Source organism: Aequorivita flava (genome assembly GCF_038742595.1).
In the GTDB taxonomy this organism is placed as follows: domain Bacteria; phylum Bacteroidota; class Bacteroidia; order Flavobacteriales; family Flavobacteriaceae; genus Aequorivita; species Aequorivita marisscotiae.
Genome location: NZ_JBANCF010000008.1, coordinates 77,862 through 93,155, shown reverse-complemented (window position 1 = coordinate 93,155; position 15,294 = coordinate 77,862). Strand labels below are relative to the sequence as shown.

Annotated in this window: 16 protein-coding genes; 9 read left to right on the top strand and 7 right to left on the bottom strand. The window is 37.3% G+C overall.

The genetic code is table 11. From position 1 onward, the window contains the following. Positions 1-79 precede the first annotated feature (79 nt). Positions 80-1,342: a peptidase T gene (gene pepT, locus VZD24_RS10675; RefSeq protein ID WP_279448747.1), complete on the top strand. Its 1,263-nt coding sequence runs from the start codon at positions 80-82 to the stop codon at positions 1,340-1,342. An 81-nt stretch (positions 1,343-1,423) separates the two neighbouring features. Here pepT and yajC read toward each other — a convergent pair whose 3' ends face one another. From yajC to VZD24_RS10655, 4 genes are all read right to left on the bottom strand, one after another. Next, complete coding sequence (yajC, locus tag VZD24_RS10670; protein ID WP_279448748.1) at positions 1,424-1,714, bottom strand: preprotein translocase subunit YajC; 291 nt, start codon at positions 1,712-1,714, stop codon at positions 1,424-1,426. A gap of 29 nt (positions 1,715-1,743) precedes the next feature. Continuing rightward, on the bottom strand, positions 1,744-2,229 hold the full coding sequence (locus VZD24_RS10665; RefSeq protein ID WP_279448749.1) for a DUF1573 domain-containing protein: 486 nt from the start codon (positions 2,227-2,229) through the stop codon (positions 1,744-1,746). 55 nt (positions 2,230-2,284) lie between these two features. Next, positions 2,285-3,229 carry a transcription antitermination factor NusB gene (gene nusB / locus VZD24_RS10660; protein ID WP_279448750.1) on the bottom strand — a complete coding sequence of 315 codons (945 nt, stop codon included), beginning with the start codon at positions 3,227-3,229 and terminating at the stop codon, positions 2,285-2,287. A gap of 87 nt (positions 3,230-3,316) precedes the next feature. Continuing rightward, positions 3,317-4,414, bottom strand: coding sequence for a Glu/Leu/Phe/Val family dehydrogenase (locus tag VZD24_RS10655; protein WP_279448751.1), 1,098 nt, complete (start codon positions 4,412-4,414; stop codon positions 3,317-3,319). Positions 4,415-4,604: 190 nt separating this feature from the next. Between VZD24_RS10655 and VZD24_RS10650 the strand changes: the two genes are divergently transcribed. The 6 genes from VZD24_RS10650 to VZD24_RS10625 all read left to right on the top strand — a co-directional run bounded on the left by VZD24_RS10650 (position 4,605) and on the right by VZD24_RS10625 (position 12,086). Next, positions 4,605-6,362, top strand: coding sequence for an ABC transporter ATP-binding protein (locus tag VZD24_RS10650; RefSeq protein ID WP_342687302.1), 1,758 nt, complete (start codon positions 4,605-4,607; stop codon positions 6,360-6,362). 65 nt (positions 6,363-6,427) lie between these two features. Further along, positions 6,428-6,844, top strand: a complete 417-nt coding sequence (locus VZD24_RS10645) for a PUR family DNA/RNA-binding protein (protein WP_279448753.1) — start codon at positions 6,428-6,430, stop codon at positions 6,842-6,844. Between the two features lie 204 nt (positions 6,845-7,048). Beyond that, a complete protein-coding gene (locus VZD24_RS10640; protein ID WP_279448754.1) occupies positions 7,049-8,929 on the top strand; it encodes a mechanosensitive ion channel family protein in 1,881 nt (626 codons plus the stop codon). Positions 8,930-8,996: 67 nt separating this feature from the next. Continuing rightward, positions 8,997-10,613: a SulP family inorganic anion transporter gene (locus VZD24_RS10635; protein ID WP_279448755.1), complete on the top strand. Its 1,617-nt coding sequence runs from the start codon at positions 8,997-8,999 to the stop codon at positions 10,611-10,613. Positions 10,614-10,710: 97 nt separating this feature from the next. Next, positions 10,711-11,133, top strand: a complete 423-nt coding sequence (locus VZD24_RS10630) for a transglycosylase SLT domain-containing protein (protein WP_279448757.1) — start codon at positions 10,711-10,713, stop codon at positions 11,131-11,133. Then, positions 11,130-12,086: a cation diffusion facilitator family transporter gene (locus VZD24_RS10625; protein WP_342687301.1), complete on the top strand. Its 957-nt coding sequence runs from the start codon at positions 11,130-11,132 to the stop codon at positions 12,084-12,086. The genes VZD24_RS10630 and VZD24_RS10625 overlap by 4 nt, the downstream gene beginning before the upstream one ends. Before the next feature lie 10 nt (positions 12,087-12,096). Here the strand turns inward: VZD24_RS10625 and VZD24_RS10620 are convergent, their stop codons facing one another. After that, entirely contained in the window at positions 12,097-12,597 is a 501-nt protein-coding gene (locus VZD24_RS10620; RefSeq protein ID WP_342687300.1) for a DUF6265 family protein, read from the bottom strand. A gap of 225 nt (positions 12,598-12,822) precedes the next feature. On the opposite strand from VZD24_RS10620, the gene VZD24_RS10615 reads away from it, so the two are divergent. Together VZD24_RS10615 and VZD24_RS10610 are read left to right on the top strand one after the other, a co-directional pair. Next, positions 12,823-13,776: a hypothetical protein gene (locus tag VZD24_RS10615; RefSeq protein WP_342687299.1), complete on the top strand. Its 954-nt coding sequence runs from the start codon at positions 12,823-12,825 to the stop codon at positions 13,774-13,776. Between the two features lie 2 nt (positions 13,777-13,778). Continuing rightward, a complete protein-coding gene (locus VZD24_RS10610) occupies positions 13,779-14,588 on the top strand; it encodes a hypothetical protein (protein WP_342687298.1) in 810 nt (269 codons plus the stop codon). Positions 14,589-14,598: 10 nt separating this feature from the next. Here the strand turns inward: VZD24_RS10610 and VZD24_RS10605 are convergent, their stop codons facing one another. After that, positions 14,599-14,937 carry a tRNA-binding protein gene (locus VZD24_RS10605; protein WP_279448762.1) on the bottom strand — a complete coding sequence of 113 codons (339 nt, stop codon included), beginning with the start codon at positions 14,935-14,937 and terminating at the stop codon, positions 14,599-14,601. Next, the gene (locus VZD24_RS10600) at positions 14,927-15,238 is read right to left on the bottom strand and encodes a phosphoribosylpyrophosphate synthetase (RefSeq protein WP_342687297.1); all 312 of its coding nucleotides are present in this window, start codon (positions 15,236-15,238) and stop codon (positions 14,927-14,929) included. The genes VZD24_RS10605 and VZD24_RS10600 overlap by 11 nt, the downstream gene beginning before the upstream one ends. Positions 15,239-15,294 lie beyond the last annotated feature (56 nt).

Sequence of the window (15,294 nt, the reverse complement as noted above, 5' to 3'; positions counted from 1 at the left end):
AAAATGTGCTACAAAAATACACTAAACAATGTATTTGTTATTTTGAATATGCGTTATTTTGCAGAGTAAATATAAAGTTATGATTAAAAAACAACATATTATTGACCGCTTTACCGGGTATGTAAAAATTGATACTGAAAGCGATCCAAACAGCAACTCCACACCTAGCACCAAAAAACAATGGAACCTTGCCAATACCCTGGCCGACGAATTAAAGGCCATTGGGATGGAAGACGTTACTATAGACGAAAACGCCTATATTATGGCAACTTTGCCTTCTAACGTTTCGCATCCGGTTCCTGTTATTGGTTTTGTTTCGCATTTTGATACTTCGCCAGATTTTACCGGCGCCAATGTAAATCCGCAAATAGTTGAAAATTATAATGGAAAGGATATTGTTCTCAACAAGGAGCAAAATATTATTCTTTCGCCAGATTATTTTGAAGATTTGTTGCTTTACAAAGGGCAAACCCTAATCACAACAGACGGCACCACCCTTTTGGGAGCAGATGATAAAGCGGGTATTACCGAAATAGTTTCGGCTATGGAGTACCTTATAAACAATCCCGAAATAAAGCATGGAAAAATACGTGTTGGCTTTACTCCCGACGAAGAAATTGGCCGCGGAGCACATAAATTTGACGTGAAAAAATTTGGGGCAGATTGGGCTTATACCATGGACGGTAGCCAAGTAGGCGAGCTTGAGTACGAAAATTTTAATGCTGCTGGGGCCGTAGTTACCATAAAAGGAAAAATTGTTCATCCGGGATACGCAAAAGGCAAAATGGTGAACAGCATGTATATTGCCACAGACTATATAAATTCGTTACCTAGACTTGAAACCCCAGAACACACCGAGGGTCGCGAAGGTTTTTTTCACCTTCACAATATAAACGGGACGGTAGATGAAACCAAATTGCAATACATTATTCGCGATCACGATAAAAAGCATTTTGAAGCCAGAAAACAAATGGTTCAGCAATTAGCAGACGAGCTAAATGAACAATTTGAAATGGAGGTTATTTCTGTTGAAATTAAGGATCAATATTTTAATATGCGCGAAAAGATTGAACCTGTAATGCACATTGTAAAAATTGCCAAACTGGCGATGGAACAAGCAAATATAAAACCGCTCATTAAGCCAATACGCGGCGGTACGGATGGGTCGCAATTAAGTTTTATGGGGCTTCCGTGCCCAAATATATTTGCAGGCGGGCACAATTTTCACGGAAGGTTTGAATATGTGCCGGTTGAAAGTATGATAAAAGCGGTAGAGGTAATTGTAAATATTGCACAAATTACCGCCCAGGATCTTTCAAAATTTAAAAACGAAGAGGAGTAAATTTTAAGATTTCCAATAATAAAAAAAGCACCAAATTTCAAGTTGAAGTTTGGTGCTTTTCTTTTGGAATTTTAGTTTTACCTATTTCTTTTCCTTCACTGGTGCGTTTAGTTTTGCCGTTCTTTCCATAGAAATGGCAGAACGTTCAAACTTCATTTTTCCGGCTCCACTTTCAATAATGCAAGTGCCGTCGTCATAAAGTTCAAGTACTTTACCGTGCAAACCACCCGTGGTAATAACTTTATCGCCTTTTTTAAGTTGAGCGACAAACTGTTTTTCCTGTTTGGCCTTTTTCATTTGTGGGCGTATCAAAAAAAGATACATTACCAAAAACAATAGGATTATAGGTAAAAAATTTTGTATTTCTGCCATAGCAATTATTTATTCCTAAGCTTTATAAATTAGGATGTTGGGGTTTTTATTGGTTGTGCAGCCGCCGCACCTGCTTTAGGATTTACAAACGCTTTAATGGTTAAAGTTTCGGTTCCTGCTTTTGTGTTTGTAGTTAGGGTAACTGTTTTACTAACTTGGTTTTGGCCGCTACCGTTAAATTTCACCAACAATTGACCTTCTTCTCCTGGTGCAACTGGCTCCTTGGTATATTCTGGCACAGTACAACCGCAGCTACTTTTTGCGTTTACGATCATTAAAGGTGCTTCGCCCGTGTTTTTAAATTTAAAAACGTGCTCCACATTAGTTCCTTGATCGATAGTTCCAAAATCGAACTGACTTTCTTCAAAAGTAATTACAGGAAATTTGCCCGATTCTGCGTCGCGAGCTTCTGCAGTAGCAATGTTTTCTTCATTTACTTTGTCTGCAGCGTTGTCTTTACAAGATGAAAAGGCAAAAACAGATAGTATTGCTACTAATAAAACTGATTTTTTCATGATAATTTAGATTTTTTATGTTTTTAGCACGCCAAAAATAAGGATTTTTTTACTCTTATTGAAGCCCCCGCCCAATTTTATTAAGTTTTCCATTTTCCTCAAATTCCTTTACAATTTTATCTAAAATACCGTTGACGAAAATACTGCTTTTGGGGGTTGAATATTCTTTGGAAACCTCTAAATACTCATTGATGGTAGCTCGTACTGGAATTGAAGGAAAGTATAGAAATTCGGCTATACCCATTTTTAGAATTATTAAATCTAAATCGGCAATTCGCTCTTGATCCCAGTTTGGAGTTTTACCTTCAATCTGTACGTTTAACTTAGTGTCGTTTAAAATTACTTTTCTAAAAAGTTGAAGTGCATATTCGCGGTCTTCAGAATTTTTATACAAATTAGGCACCAACAGTGCTGAAGCGTTGTTTTCTGAAAGTTTGCTGAGCATTTTAACAATTGCCGTGTTCACTATTGGAAAATCATCTATCCACGTTAGGCGTTTGTCTTCCAGATATTCGTAGATTTTTTCATTGGGCGCAATCACTTCTTTGTAAACACGAAGTACAAAATCTTTGTCTTCTTTAAATGTAGTTTCATTTAAAGTCAGATAGGTTTCGTACCAATCTAATTGACGCAGTTCGTTAAAAAGCAAAACTGCGTATTCGTTATCTAACTGCCAATAATTGAGTTTTTTCTTTTCAATTACATCAGAAAAAGTAGTGTTGTCGGCAATTATTTTCAGTAACTTATTATCGACAAAGGTGCGACTCGGATTTTTTTCTATTGCCGTGGCAAGGTGCTTTTTTTGGGAGCGGCTTAAAAAACTCTCGGCTTGATCCTGCATGGCCAATAGCAATTGAATCAACAATAAATACAGATCCTGCATTTGGTCTATACTGTGTAGTAGAAATTTTTCCTGAATATCAATATTCGGATCGGGACGCTGATTATAAGCATAAACGGATTGCAAAACTTTTACGCGGATATGTCTTCTTGTAAGCATATATTTTTTGAAAGAACGGGTTTAAAGAAACAACGCACAAGATACATCCTGTGCGTTGCAAAGATAGTGTTTTAAGAAAAAAGAATGTTATTTTTCATTTTTTCTTGCATCAATTCGGGCTTGAGCCACGTTAAATGCTGCTTGATAGGTAGTAATATTATCGGTATCGGCTTTCTTTAAAATTTCGATTGTAGTATTGTATATATTTTCAGTTTTACGCATTATTTCCTTTCGGTCGTAATTTTCAAGTTCAGCATATACATTAATAATTCCTCCAGCGTTTATAAGAAAATCTGGTGCGTACACAATACCTTTTTCACGAAGCATGGTTCCGTGCTTTTGTTCTTCAGCTAACTGGTTATTGGCAGCGCCCGCAATTATTTTAGTATTTAATTGGTTAATGGTAATATCGTTTATGGTAGCTCCCAGTGCGCAAGGCGCATAGATGTCCATTTTTTCTTTGTAGATGTTATCGCCACCGTAAATCTGAACACCGTACTTATCGCGAACTTCTTCCAAACGCTCTTGATTTATATCGGTAATATAAACTTTGGCGCCTTCGTTGCTTAAATTTTCAACCAAAGCTTCGCCTACATTGCCAATTCCTTGAACATACACTATTTTATCTTCAAGAACATCGCTTCCAAATTTATATTTTGCCGCAGCTTTCATTCCCATAAACACCCCGTACGCAGTAATTGGGGATGGATTTCCGGCTCCGCCGTTTGCTTCAGAAATACCTGTTACATACGGAGTTACCGTACGCACCAAATCCATATCTGAGGTTGCCATACCCACATCTTCTGCAGTTATGTATTTACCGCCCAAGGAATGTACAAACTCACCAAACTTTAACATTAGTTCGGGTGTTTTCTGTGTTTTTGCATCTCCAATTAAAACAGCTTTTCCGCCGCCGAGGTTTAAACCTGTAATTGCGCTTTTATACGTCATACCACGCGATAGGCGAAGCACGTCGTTCAGGGCTTCCCATTCACTGGTGTAATTCCACATTCTAGTACCGCCAAGCGCTGGTCCTAAAACGGTATTGTGAATACCAATTATTGCTTTTAAACCAGTATCTTTGTCATTGCAAAAAACGATTTGCTCGTGATTGTCAAAGGACATTTGCCCAAAAACGGGGTCCATTTTATGAAGTTCATTCGTATTTATTACCTCGGTTACCATAGCTTATTTATTATATTATATATCCTTTAAAACGGCGGTGCAAAAGTAACCCTTTGTTGTTAATTTCACAAAGCATCGACCTATAATTTAAGAATATTTAAATAATACACAAATCTATAAAATGAGGCGTAGTGTGGGCAGCATATTTTGCAGGGTAACAATAGTGTGTGCAATAACTCAAATAGAGTAAATGAAAGAATTAAAATATCTAAATAAATATTTTTTAAAATATAAAGGACGCCTACTCTTGGGCGTTTTTATAACTGTAATCGCCACTGTTTTTAAATTGGTAGTACCAATGAAAGTAGGCGATTCGGTAACCTCGGTAAAACAGTACTTAAATGGTGAAATATCAAGTATAAGCGTTGTAGAACAACAGCTTCTTATTAATATCCTATTGCTTTTAGGTGCCGCATTACTCTCGGCGTTCTTCACTTTTATGATGCGCCAAACCTTTATTGTGGTTTCCAGATATGTAGAGTACGATCTTAAAAACGAAGTGTTTCGGCATTACGAAAAACTACATCTTGGCTTTTACAAACAAAACCGTACAGGCGATTTAATGAACCGCATTAGCGAAGATGTTTCAAAAGTACGTATGTATGTAGGCCCTGCATTAATGTACAGCATAACCACAATTACTTTATTTGTGGTGGTAATTAGCTATATGTTTTACAAAGCCCCAGTTTTAACTTGGTACGCTATTGCGCCATTGCCCATTTTGTCTATTGCTATTTACAGATTGAGCGTTTTAATAAACAGGCGTACCACAATTGTACAGCAATACCTTTCAAAACTCACCACCTTTACACAAGAAAGTTTTAGCGGAATAGCCGTAATAAAAGCCTATGGAATAGAATCTCGTACCAATACTAATTTTGAAGAGCTCGCAGAAGGCAGCAAAGTAAAAAATATAGATCTGGCAAAAGTTCAAGCTCTGTTTTTTCCGCTAATGATGTTGCTAATTGGCGTTAGTAATATTCTGGTTATTTATATTGGCGGCACACGATATATTAATGGCCAAATTGCCGAATTTGGAACTATTGTTGAGTTTTTAATCTATGTAAATATGCTCACCTGGCCCGTTGCAGTCGTGGGTTGGGTAACCTCTATGGTGCAACAGGCCGAAGCTTCGCAAAAACGTATAAACGAATTTTTAAAAACCGAACCTGCCATTCAAAATTTAGTTTCAGAAAGCACTCCTATAAACGGTTTAATTGAATTTAACAAGCTCTCCTTTACCTATCCAGATACGGGAATAACGGCGCTAAAAGATGTTTCATTTACTGTGAAACCAGGCGAAACCTTGGCTATTATTGGCAATACGGGTTCGGGTAAATCTACCATTCTAGAATTAATAGGAAGGCTTTATGACGTAGAAGAAAACATGTTAAAAATTGATAGCAAAGCCATAAAAAACCTCAACCTCGATAACTTGCGCGATAGTATTGGCTATGTGCCACAGGACGCCTTTCTGTTTAGCGATACGCTTCGCAATAATATTCGTTTTGGAAAGGAAAATGCTTCGGAAGAAGAAGTAATTGAAGCTGCAAAAAATGCGGCCGTGCACAAAAACATAATTGGTTTTTCTAAAGGGTACGACACCGTTCTGGGCGAACGGGGCATATCATTGAGCGGAGGGCAAAAACAACGCGTTTCCATAGCACGCGCGTTAATTAAAGATCCACAGATTTTGCTTTTTGACGATTGCCTCTCGGCGGTAGACACTGAAACGGAGGAGGAAATTCTTCAAAATTTATATAAAATTTCAAAAAATAAAACTACCCTCATTGTTAGCCATAGAATCTCGTCAGTTAAAAACGCAAATAAAATAATAGTATTGGAAAACGGTAAGATAATTCAAAATGGAACGCATAATGAGCTGGTAAATTCTGAAGGATATTACAAAGAACTTTACGCCAAACAACTCTTGGAAAAAGAAATGTAAATTTACCTTGGCAAGTTTGGATTTTTTTTGGATTTTTGGCACAACCTAAGCAAAAAACAGAAATTATGAGTGAGCACTATACGATGGAGCAAGAAGAAATTTTTTCAAAAGTAATGCGCGCCGGCAGACGCACCTATTTTTTTGACGTAAGATCTACAAAGGCGGGGGATTTTTACCTAACCATTACTGAAAGTAAAAAATTTACCAACGACGATGGTTCCTATCATTACAAAAAACACAAAATCTATCTTTATAAAGAAGATTTTAGTGAATTTAAAGATACCCTAGCAGAAATGATAGATTATATTATAGACGAAAAAGGGGAAGAAGTAATTAGCGAACGCCACCAAAAAGATTACAAACCCGCTCAGCCCGCAGATGAAAATGAAAAAACCGAAACACCAGTGGCTGCAAAAGCAACAGACGAAACATTAAAGACAGATACCAGCAATTTTACCGATATTGAATTTGACGATATTTAAAAAATTGTATTCCAACTACAAAACCGGCACGGCTAAAACCGCTGCCAGTTTTTTTATTGTAATATTCTGTTTGTCTTTTGCAGCTAACGCATTCATATTCTTAAACTTCCTCTTTGGATTAGAATAACCTATAAATTTTTCAAACTTGTAAAAAGCGCGTAAACAGCTTGGTTTTTTGATTACTTTAGCCCAAATTTTAAGCGTATGAAGCAGTTCAAAAAATGTTTACCCTTTTTAGGAATAATCTTTAGCATAGCCCTAGGTTATTCGCAGGAAGACACGGCTTCGGTTAAAAAAGATTCCGTTAATATCGCATTGTTGGAAAACTACAACAAACGACTTTCCGAAATTGAGAAACAACGGGTAGAAGACTCCATAAATAAAAGTAATCTTGAGGCACAGATTAACGCGTTAAAAACTACGGATAACCTTAAGAAAGAAGAGCTACAAGCACAACTTACGGCCCTCACGCTAAAAGAAAAAACACGCATAGCCAACAAAAAGGCGAAAATAGATTCATTAAAAAATACTACGCAGGGGTTTCCGGTAATAGGTTTTTTTAACGATACCCTCTTTGTGCTCTATTCCAAATTGGGCAGTTTTTCTCCGAAGGAACGAGCCGATATTATTTCGGAAAGAATAAAGAAGTTAGTAAACAATTACGACTTTAAAGCCAACTCATTAAAGGTTGAAGACGCCGAAACTGTAAAAGATATTGTCTGGGATTCAAACATAATTATGAGCATTTCAGAAACTGATGCGCTTTGGAACGACACCTCCAAAACTGAGCTTGCAGAAGTGTACCGCGAAAAAATAACCGCGGCCGTTTTGGAATATAGGGACCAAACCAGCTTTGCAACCCTGGCCAAACAAATTGGGCTCGCGCTATTAGTATTGCTGGTAATTATTCTATTGATCTACTATATTTCAAAAGCCTTTAATTGGACCGCTCATAAAATTCAACTGCAAGAAAACCAAAAAATTCAAGGTATAAAAATCAAAAACTACGTTTTATTCGATGCCAAAAGACAGGTAAACGCACTGCTTTTGGCGAATAAATTAATAAAGTGGTTTGTAATTCTTATTGCCGTTTATATTGCATTACCTATTCTATTTGGTTTATTTCCGTGGACCGAACACTTTGCAGATACCCTGTTTGGTTATATTCTGAACCCACTGAAAAACATTCTAATGTCTTTCTGGAACTACTTACCAAACCTAATTACCATTCTAGTAATTATTATCGTGTTTAGGTATGCCCTAAAAGGAATTAGCTTTTTAAAAGATGAAATAGCCAAAGGCAATTTAACAATTAATGGGTTTTATGCAGATTGGGCCGCCCCCACCTATCAAATAATCAGAATTTTGGTAATTGCCTTTATGTTTATCGTTATCTTTCCGTACTTACCGGGAAGCGAATCGCCAATTTTTAAGGGAGTTTCGGTCTTTTTAGGATTTCTATTTACCTTCGGCTCAGCAGGATCACTCTCTAATATTATTGCTGGTTTGGTATTAACGTATATGCGATTGTTTACTATTGGGGATCGCGTTAAAATTGGCGAAGTTACAGGCGATGTAATTGAAAAATCGTCGTTGGTAACACGTGTACGTACGGCTAAAAATGAAATTATTTCCATTCCAAATTCCACGGTAATGAATAGCCATACCATTAATTACAGCAGTGACGCTCCCGCTAAAGGGCTTATAATTCATACTACGGTAACTATAGGATACGATGTACCTTGGAAAGATATGTACGAAGTTTTAATTGAAGCTGCATTGCGCACCGATTTAGTTTTAAAAGAACCCAAACCCTTTGTTTTACAAACTAGTTTAGAAGATTTTTATGTGGCATATCAAATTAATGCCTACGTTCGGGAAGCCAATAAACAAGCTACAATTTACTCAGATTTGCATCAGAATATACAGGATGTTTGTAATGAGCGCGGCATAGAAATACTCTCACCCCATTATCGTGCAGCCCGCGATGGCAACGCAACCACAATTCCTTCAGATTATTTGCCTAAGGATTATGTAGCACCTAGTTTTAATGTGAAAACCAAAACTGAAGATAAACAAACTTAATTTTTAACTTTAAGCCCATTCATTTTCAAAATCATATCTTTGCCGCCTTTAATTAAAAAATAACTAAATGCTCGCAAAATACTTATTATCGTTTACCCAAAACCCTAAAAACGATATCCTCTCCGGATTAACGGTAGCCTTGGCTTTGGTTCCAGAAGCGGTTGCCTTTGCGTTTGTTGCCGGAATTGACCCGTTGGTGGGGCTTTATGGCGCATTTATTATGGGGCTTGTAACCGCACTTTTTGGCGGCCGCCCTGGAATGATTTCTGGTGCTACTGGCGCTATGGCTGTGGTCATGGTCCATTTAATTCAAAAGGGAAACGAAGTAGGCCTTTCACTGGCAGATCCAGTAGAATATCTCGGACTACAATGGTTGTTTATAACGCTTCTTTTTGTGGGAGCCATTCAAATAATGGCAGGTGTTTTTAGGCTCGGAAAATTTGTTCGGCTAATTCCGCATCCAGTAATGATGGGTTTTGTAAACGGCTTGGCCATTGTTATTTTTCTTTCGCAATTAGGACTTTTTAAAGAAAGTCGCGGCACGGTTCCACAATGGCTTTCTGGCATGGATTTATGGGTAATGTTAGCCTTGGTCGGACTTACCATGGCAATTATGTTCGGGCTACCAAAACTAACCAAGAAACTACCCGCAGCCCTTATTGCAATAATTGTGGTAGCCTGTATTACCATTTTCGGAAATTTAGATGTGAGTACCGTAGGCTCCTTTATTCGCGATGGTGGAGGAAGTGGCCTAAAAGGATCCCTACCTGTTTTCCAAACCCAGATTTTTACGTTTATTGATACCCTAAGTGGGCATTGGGATTTAATACTTTCCACGGCATTTCTATTGGCTGCCGTTGGTTTAATTGAATCGTTAATGACGCTAAATTTAATTGATGAAATGACCGAAACCCGCGGTAGCGGCAATCGTGAATGTGTTGCTCAAGGCGGCGCAAATATATTAAACGGACTTTTCGGTGGGATGGGCGGTTGTGCCATGATTGGGCAATCAATTATCAACGTGAGCTCTGGTGGACGCGGCAGACTATCGGGCGCTACCGCGGCAATTGCGCTTTTATGTTTTGTGCTTTTTGGCGCACCACTCATTGAAAAAATACCTATTGCGGCATTAGTAGGCGTAATGTTTATGGTGGTAATTGGCACCTTTGCTTGGAGCAGCTTTAGAATATTGCACAAAATTCCAATTGCTGATGCAGTTGTTCTAATTACCGTTTCGGCTGTAACCGTTTGGCAGGATTTGGCAATAGCCGTATTTGTAGGTGTAATTATGAGCGCTCTCGTTTTTGCTTGGAAAAGCGCTACGCGAATTCGCGCACGCAAACGAATTAAAGACGATGGCACAAAAGTTTACGAAATCTGGGGCCCTTTATTTTTTGGTTCCACTACCGCTTTCAACACAAAGTTTGATGTGTCTGACGATCCAAATTCTGTGGAAATTGATTTTATAGAATCAAAGATTTCCGACCATTCGGGTGTGGAGGCAGTGCGAAATATTGCCAATAAATATTTAGATAGCGGCAGACAAATTAAGCTAACACATCTGAGTCCAGACTGCAAGGCGCTACTTTTAAAATGGAATCCGGAATTTGATACCATTATTGAAAACTCCATTGAAGATCCACGGTATTATGTTGTTACCGACACTTTAGATGCAGAGGCATAATTGCAGTAAAAAGTTATACAGTTTCTGTTAATCTGCATTTTAGCAAAAATTTATAATTGCCCTTATAACATTCTTTATAATTTTATAAGAAAATGTTATGCGCGAAATTACCCTATTGGGTATATTGCTAATGTTCGTATTTTTTAGCAGCTCATGCAATTTCCCAAAAGACCCGAACAATTCTTTCGAAAACGCAAAAAAATCTTCCCTGCGGATAGGAGTTGTTCCGAAAATTGATTCCACTACTATTTCATTCGAAAAAAATCTAATCGAGCGATTTGCCCAAAAGGAAAATCTGCAGACGCAATTTATTAGTGAAAATGAGACAGCATTGGTAAAAAAGCTGGAAAACTTTGAATTAGATATAGTTTTGGGTGGATTTGAAAAGAAATCGAATTGGAAATCTAAGGTAGGGATGACCAAACCCTATGATGGCAAACATGTATTGTTTATTCCGCGCGGGGAAAACCGATTACTTTTTCAGCTTGAAGAATTCATCGAAAAAAATCAAAAGCCATGAGAACAGAAGCCTTTGAACTACCCGAGGATTTAAAACCGAAACTAAAAAAAGCCAAAAGATTGGAATGGATTACGCTGGTGTATTTGGCAACCGTAGTTGTGCTTATGTACTTGGTTATGGGTTCATCCCAAGCCATGAAAACCGCTTGGTTGGAAGACGCTTTAAGTATGATTCCGGCAATTTCATTTTTAATAGCATCGTGCATTTATAACAGAAAACCCAACAAAAAATTTCAATTTGGCTTCCACCGTGTGTTTACCATTGCATTCTTAACGGGAAGCGTTGCCCTGTTTGGAATGGGTCTTTTTTTAATGGTAGATTCGGCTATTACCCTTATGAAGGCCGAACATCCTACCATTGGAACAATAATGCTCTTTGGCAAGCAAATTTGGATGGGTTGGATTATGATTGCAGTATTGATTTATAGTTCGCTACCCGCAATGTATTTAGGCTATAAAAAATTACCATTGGCCAAAAAACTTCACAATAAAATTTTATATACAGACGCCAATACACAAAAGGCCGATTATATGACCGGTTTTGCGGCCATGGCCGGAATTTTGGGTATTGGTATGGGTTGGTGGTGGGCAGATGCCAGCGCGGCGCTGGTTATTTCTTTTTCAGTTTTAAAGGATGGATATACCAATTTAAAAGATGCCGTGGAAGATTTAATGGACAGACAGCCGCTACATATTAAAGACGAAAAACCCGATGAATTGGTAGTGAAAGCCGAAAACTTCGTTAAATCATGGGATTGGGTTTTGGATGCAAAAGTTCGGTTTAGGGAGGAAGGACAGGTATATTTTGGCGATGTGCAAATAATAGCGAATCCGGGCACAGATATTCCGAAAGCCATTGAAGAGGGATTAAAAAAACTTCACGAATTTCATTGGAAAATATACGATGTAACCCTAATGCCAGTAGAAAAAATAAAGGACTATTCAGAAAAATAATCCCAAACTTTTAATGTTTTGCAAAATAAAAATCGATTTTTTTAGGTTCTCCGTTTTCAGTTCCTTCAATCCAAGCGTGGAGTGAGTCTTTGGCAGGATTTGTATAAATTATGCGCTGTGGAAAATCGTGGCTTTTATTTTCAAAGGTGAAATGTCCTTTTTCTGAATTTATCATTCTAAAAGTAACAGGTTTTTTCTCCTTTGTTTTGGCAGAAGCAACTGTTAATTCTAAATTGTTTCCTTTCAACTCCAGCGCCATGGTTTCTGCAAAAACAACTTTCCCGTCATGTTCCACAAAACTATAGCCGGTAAAAGTACTGTCATTTTCGCGCGACCAGGTTTCTTGCGAAAAAATGGTATCAACTTCCTTAGTCCAAGTACCTAACATCCATTGCAAGTTTTTAAGTTTTTCAAATCTATTTTCATCGAGAGCAGTAGTTTCAGTTGTATTGTTTTTACACGAAACAAAACCAATAGCCACGAGGCTCAATATAATGATAGTATTTTTCATAATTACTTTTTTATTATTTTAAATTGCCAATTCTTTTCAACTTAAATGGCGTAGCGCAGCGCATCTGCATATGCGAAAATAGTTTAAAAATTAAGATTGGTTGCAAATAGCTTTAAAAGCTCATAATAAAATTGGGCTACTACATTGTTTAAAAACAAAATTCATATATTTATCTACGTATTAGTTACTTAATGCAGCGCTCCCCACTTTTTAAATATTTAATCCATGATAAAAAGTATTGCCATACTTATTTTAATGGTTTTCTGTTTCAACGGAAATGCGCAAGTCACGGAGCCCATTGACGATCTACGTTTGGGTTTTGGTATAAATATTACCGCAGAATATCAGGTAAAACACGGATTAAAATTTAGAGTAGCTGCTACAGGTGGCGTTGCCAATTACGTACCGTTGGCAAAAAATAATTTTGGAGTTTTACCAGCCGTACATATTGGGGTATTGTTTTATAATAAAGGGATTTTAGGGAGCAATCTAAACAAAGATTATTACCGATCTACCTTCTTCGATTTTTTTGCTAATGCAACCGTAACCCCCGGATTTACAAATAATACGACCACATCAGAGTTAGAATATAGGTTTGTACCACTCTATCATTTTTCAGATTTTGTTGCCAATCCTTTACAAAACACATTTGATTATTCCTTTTCAATTGGTTCTAATTGGTTAATGAATCCCGATAAAAACAGAGCTTCGCAAACGGTGGGTTTCTTTAACCTAAACATTGCCAGACGCGTGCAAATTTCGTATTACAATGACGGCGGACCCGTACTTGATTATTTTGGCGATCGGGAAGATCGGTTTTATACAGGCGGACTTGTACTCTCGGCGCATTTTAACGAAACCGCATATATAGGTTTGGTAGAGCTCAGCTTTCATAAGTTTACCGGTTGGCAGCAATATGCTGTAGATACTGCGGACAAGTTGCAATTAGACCATATTCCCTATAATAATGGAGATGCTTTTGGTTTTAACCAACAACAATGGAAACTCAACGCCACCAGCTTTCGCCAAGGCTATAGCGCATACATAACCCTGTACGATTTTAATGCTTTTGACCTTCAGGATTTTTTACACTTTAACTCAGATTTTCCATATCATCCCGATTATTATTGGGGTTGGCGTATTGCCGGTGGAGTTTCTTCACTATTTAAAACCGAATAATTATGAAGCTACTTCAATACCTATTACTAACAGCTATTTTAATTAGCTTTTCGTATTCCTGCAGCAGTTCGAAAAATATTCCGGTAACTGAAACTATTGCTATTTCAGAATACAATATTTATGTTTTTAGATTGTGCGAATACAGAAATTCATACGGAAATGAACGTTACTTTCTTTGCGATGAGCCCTGTACTACCAACAATGTGCAGGCCGTTGATACCACCCAGATAATTGAAGAATTATATATTTTGCGTTCGCGTGCCAATCCACAGGATATAATTTACATAACCTCTAAATCTGATAAGTACATTCAAAGAAATCGCGGTATTTTTAACGATACGCTCTACAAAAAATATATTATGGCGTCAGATTTTGAGTATGTGTATTTCGGCACAATTACCAAATCTGATAAAATTGATTTTATTAACCCCACCGAAAACCTGTTGTTTACCTATAAATCTGAATCGGATAAATGTAGTATTATGTTAGACAGTATTTATTGTCAAACTGCAGTAAAAAACACAATTCGGAATCAGCAATTAAAAATTTCCGAACTTTTTAAGGTGCCTATTCAGTTTTTAGAATCTGAACGCAAAATAGTGGTGAACAAAAAAAGTTTAGATCCCGTTAAAACGTTGCAGTTAAAAGACAACCGAATGTATTTTAATGGAGAAACTAAAAGCATAAGTTTATCGCAACGCAAGCGCTTAAAATATCACCCAATTTATCGTCCAATTTACAAATCGGCTGTAAGAAAAATTATGAGCGATAGCCTACAAAATCAAGTTATTTTAAAAGGAAAAGCTATTTAAAATTGAAGCATCACAAAATTCGCAAACCATTTTTTACCAATTTTTCCGGCTGAAGCAAAGTAACGTCCTTACCTTCAACGGCGCCGAGAACCAGACATTCGCTCATAAAATTGGCAATTTGTTTCTTCGGAAAATTAACTACGGCAATTACTTGTTTGCCAATCAATTCTTCCTTTGAATAGAGCGAAGTGAGCTGCGCCGATGTTTTTCGCCGCCCCAATTCATTTCCAAAATCGATTAAAAGTTGAAACGAAGGATTTCGCGCTTCGGGAAAATCATTGACCTCAATGACGGTTCCTACCCGCATTTCTACTTTTTCAAAATCGGCCCAACTAAGGTTATTCGTCATGGTGAAGGGAAAGTTTTTTAATCATTTCTGGAGAAATTTCGCCTTGGTCGGCACCATAAACATCTACGAGCAAACCTCTCTGCCCGTCGTGGGTTTCTATTAAATAAAGAATGGTGTTATCTCCCGGATCCGTCATTCCTTCAAAGCGATAAAACTTTATAACATCCAGTTCTCCGGCCTTCCATTCCCTTTTCAGATTTTTAGATTCAATACCTTCACCCACAAGATTAAAATCTTCGGTAAAGCCGTTTTTTTGTAAATCTTCTATTGCTACTGATAATGATGAATATGAATTTTTCATAGTATTAAGTTTAAATTTTAAAGTTAGTAGAGTTATTCTTTAACAACAAACTTTTA

Coding starts and splice junctions, on each gene's coding strand:
- pepT (WP_279448747.1), top strand. CDS start 80: ATGATTAAAAAACAACATATTATTGACCGCTTTACCGGGTATGTAAAA.
- yajC (WP_279448748.1), bottom strand. CDS start 1,714: ATGGCAGAAATACAAAATTTTTTACCTATAATCCTATTGTTTTTGGTA.
- VZD24_RS10665 (WP_279448749.1), bottom strand. CDS start 2,229: ATGAAAAAATCAGTTTTATTAGTAGCAATACTATCTGTTTTTGCCTTT.
- nusB (WP_279448750.1), bottom strand. CDS start 3,229: ATGCTTACAAGAAGACATATCCGCGTAAAAGTTTTGCAATCCGTTTAT.
- VZD24_RS10655 (WP_279448751.1), bottom strand. CDS start 4,414: ATGGTAACCGAGGTAATAAATACGAATGAACTTCATAAAATGGACCCC.
- VZD24_RS10650 (WP_342687302.1), top strand. CDS start 4,605: ATGAAAGAATTAAAATATCTAAATAAATATTTTTTAAAATATAAAGGA.
- VZD24_RS10645 (WP_279448753.1), top strand. CDS start 6,428: ATGAGTGAGCACTATACGATGGAGCAAGAAGAAATTTTTTCAAAAGTA.
- VZD24_RS10640 (WP_279448754.1), top strand. CDS start 7,049: ATGAAGCAGTTCAAAAAATGTTTACCCTTTTTAGGAATAATCTTTAGC.
- VZD24_RS10635 (WP_279448755.1), top strand. CDS start 8,997: ATGCTCGCAAAATACTTATTATCGTTTACCCAAAACCCTAAAAACGAT.
- VZD24_RS10630 (WP_279448757.1), top strand. CDS start 10,711: ATGCGCGAAATTACCCTATTGGGTATATTGCTAATGTTCGTATTTTTT.
- VZD24_RS10625 (WP_342687301.1), top strand. CDS start 11,130: ATGAGAACAGAAGCCTTTGAACTACCCGAGGATTTAAAACCGAAACTA.
- VZD24_RS10620 (WP_342687300.1), bottom strand. CDS start 12,597: ATGAAAAATACTATCATTATATTGAGCCTCGTGGCTATTGGTTTTGTT.
- VZD24_RS10615 (WP_342687299.1), top strand. CDS start 12,823: ATGATAAAAAGTATTGCCATACTTATTTTAATGGTTTTCTGTTTCAAC.
- VZD24_RS10610 (WP_342687298.1), top strand. CDS start 13,779: ATGAAGCTACTTCAATACCTATTACTAACAGCTATTTTAATTAGCTTT.
- VZD24_RS10605 (WP_279448762.1), bottom strand. CDS start 14,937: ATGACGAATAACCTTAGTTGGGCCGATTTTGAAAAAGTAGAAATGCGG.
- VZD24_RS10600 (WP_342687297.1), bottom strand. CDS start 15,238: ATGAAAAATTCATATTCATCATTATCAGTAGCAATAGAAGATTTACAA.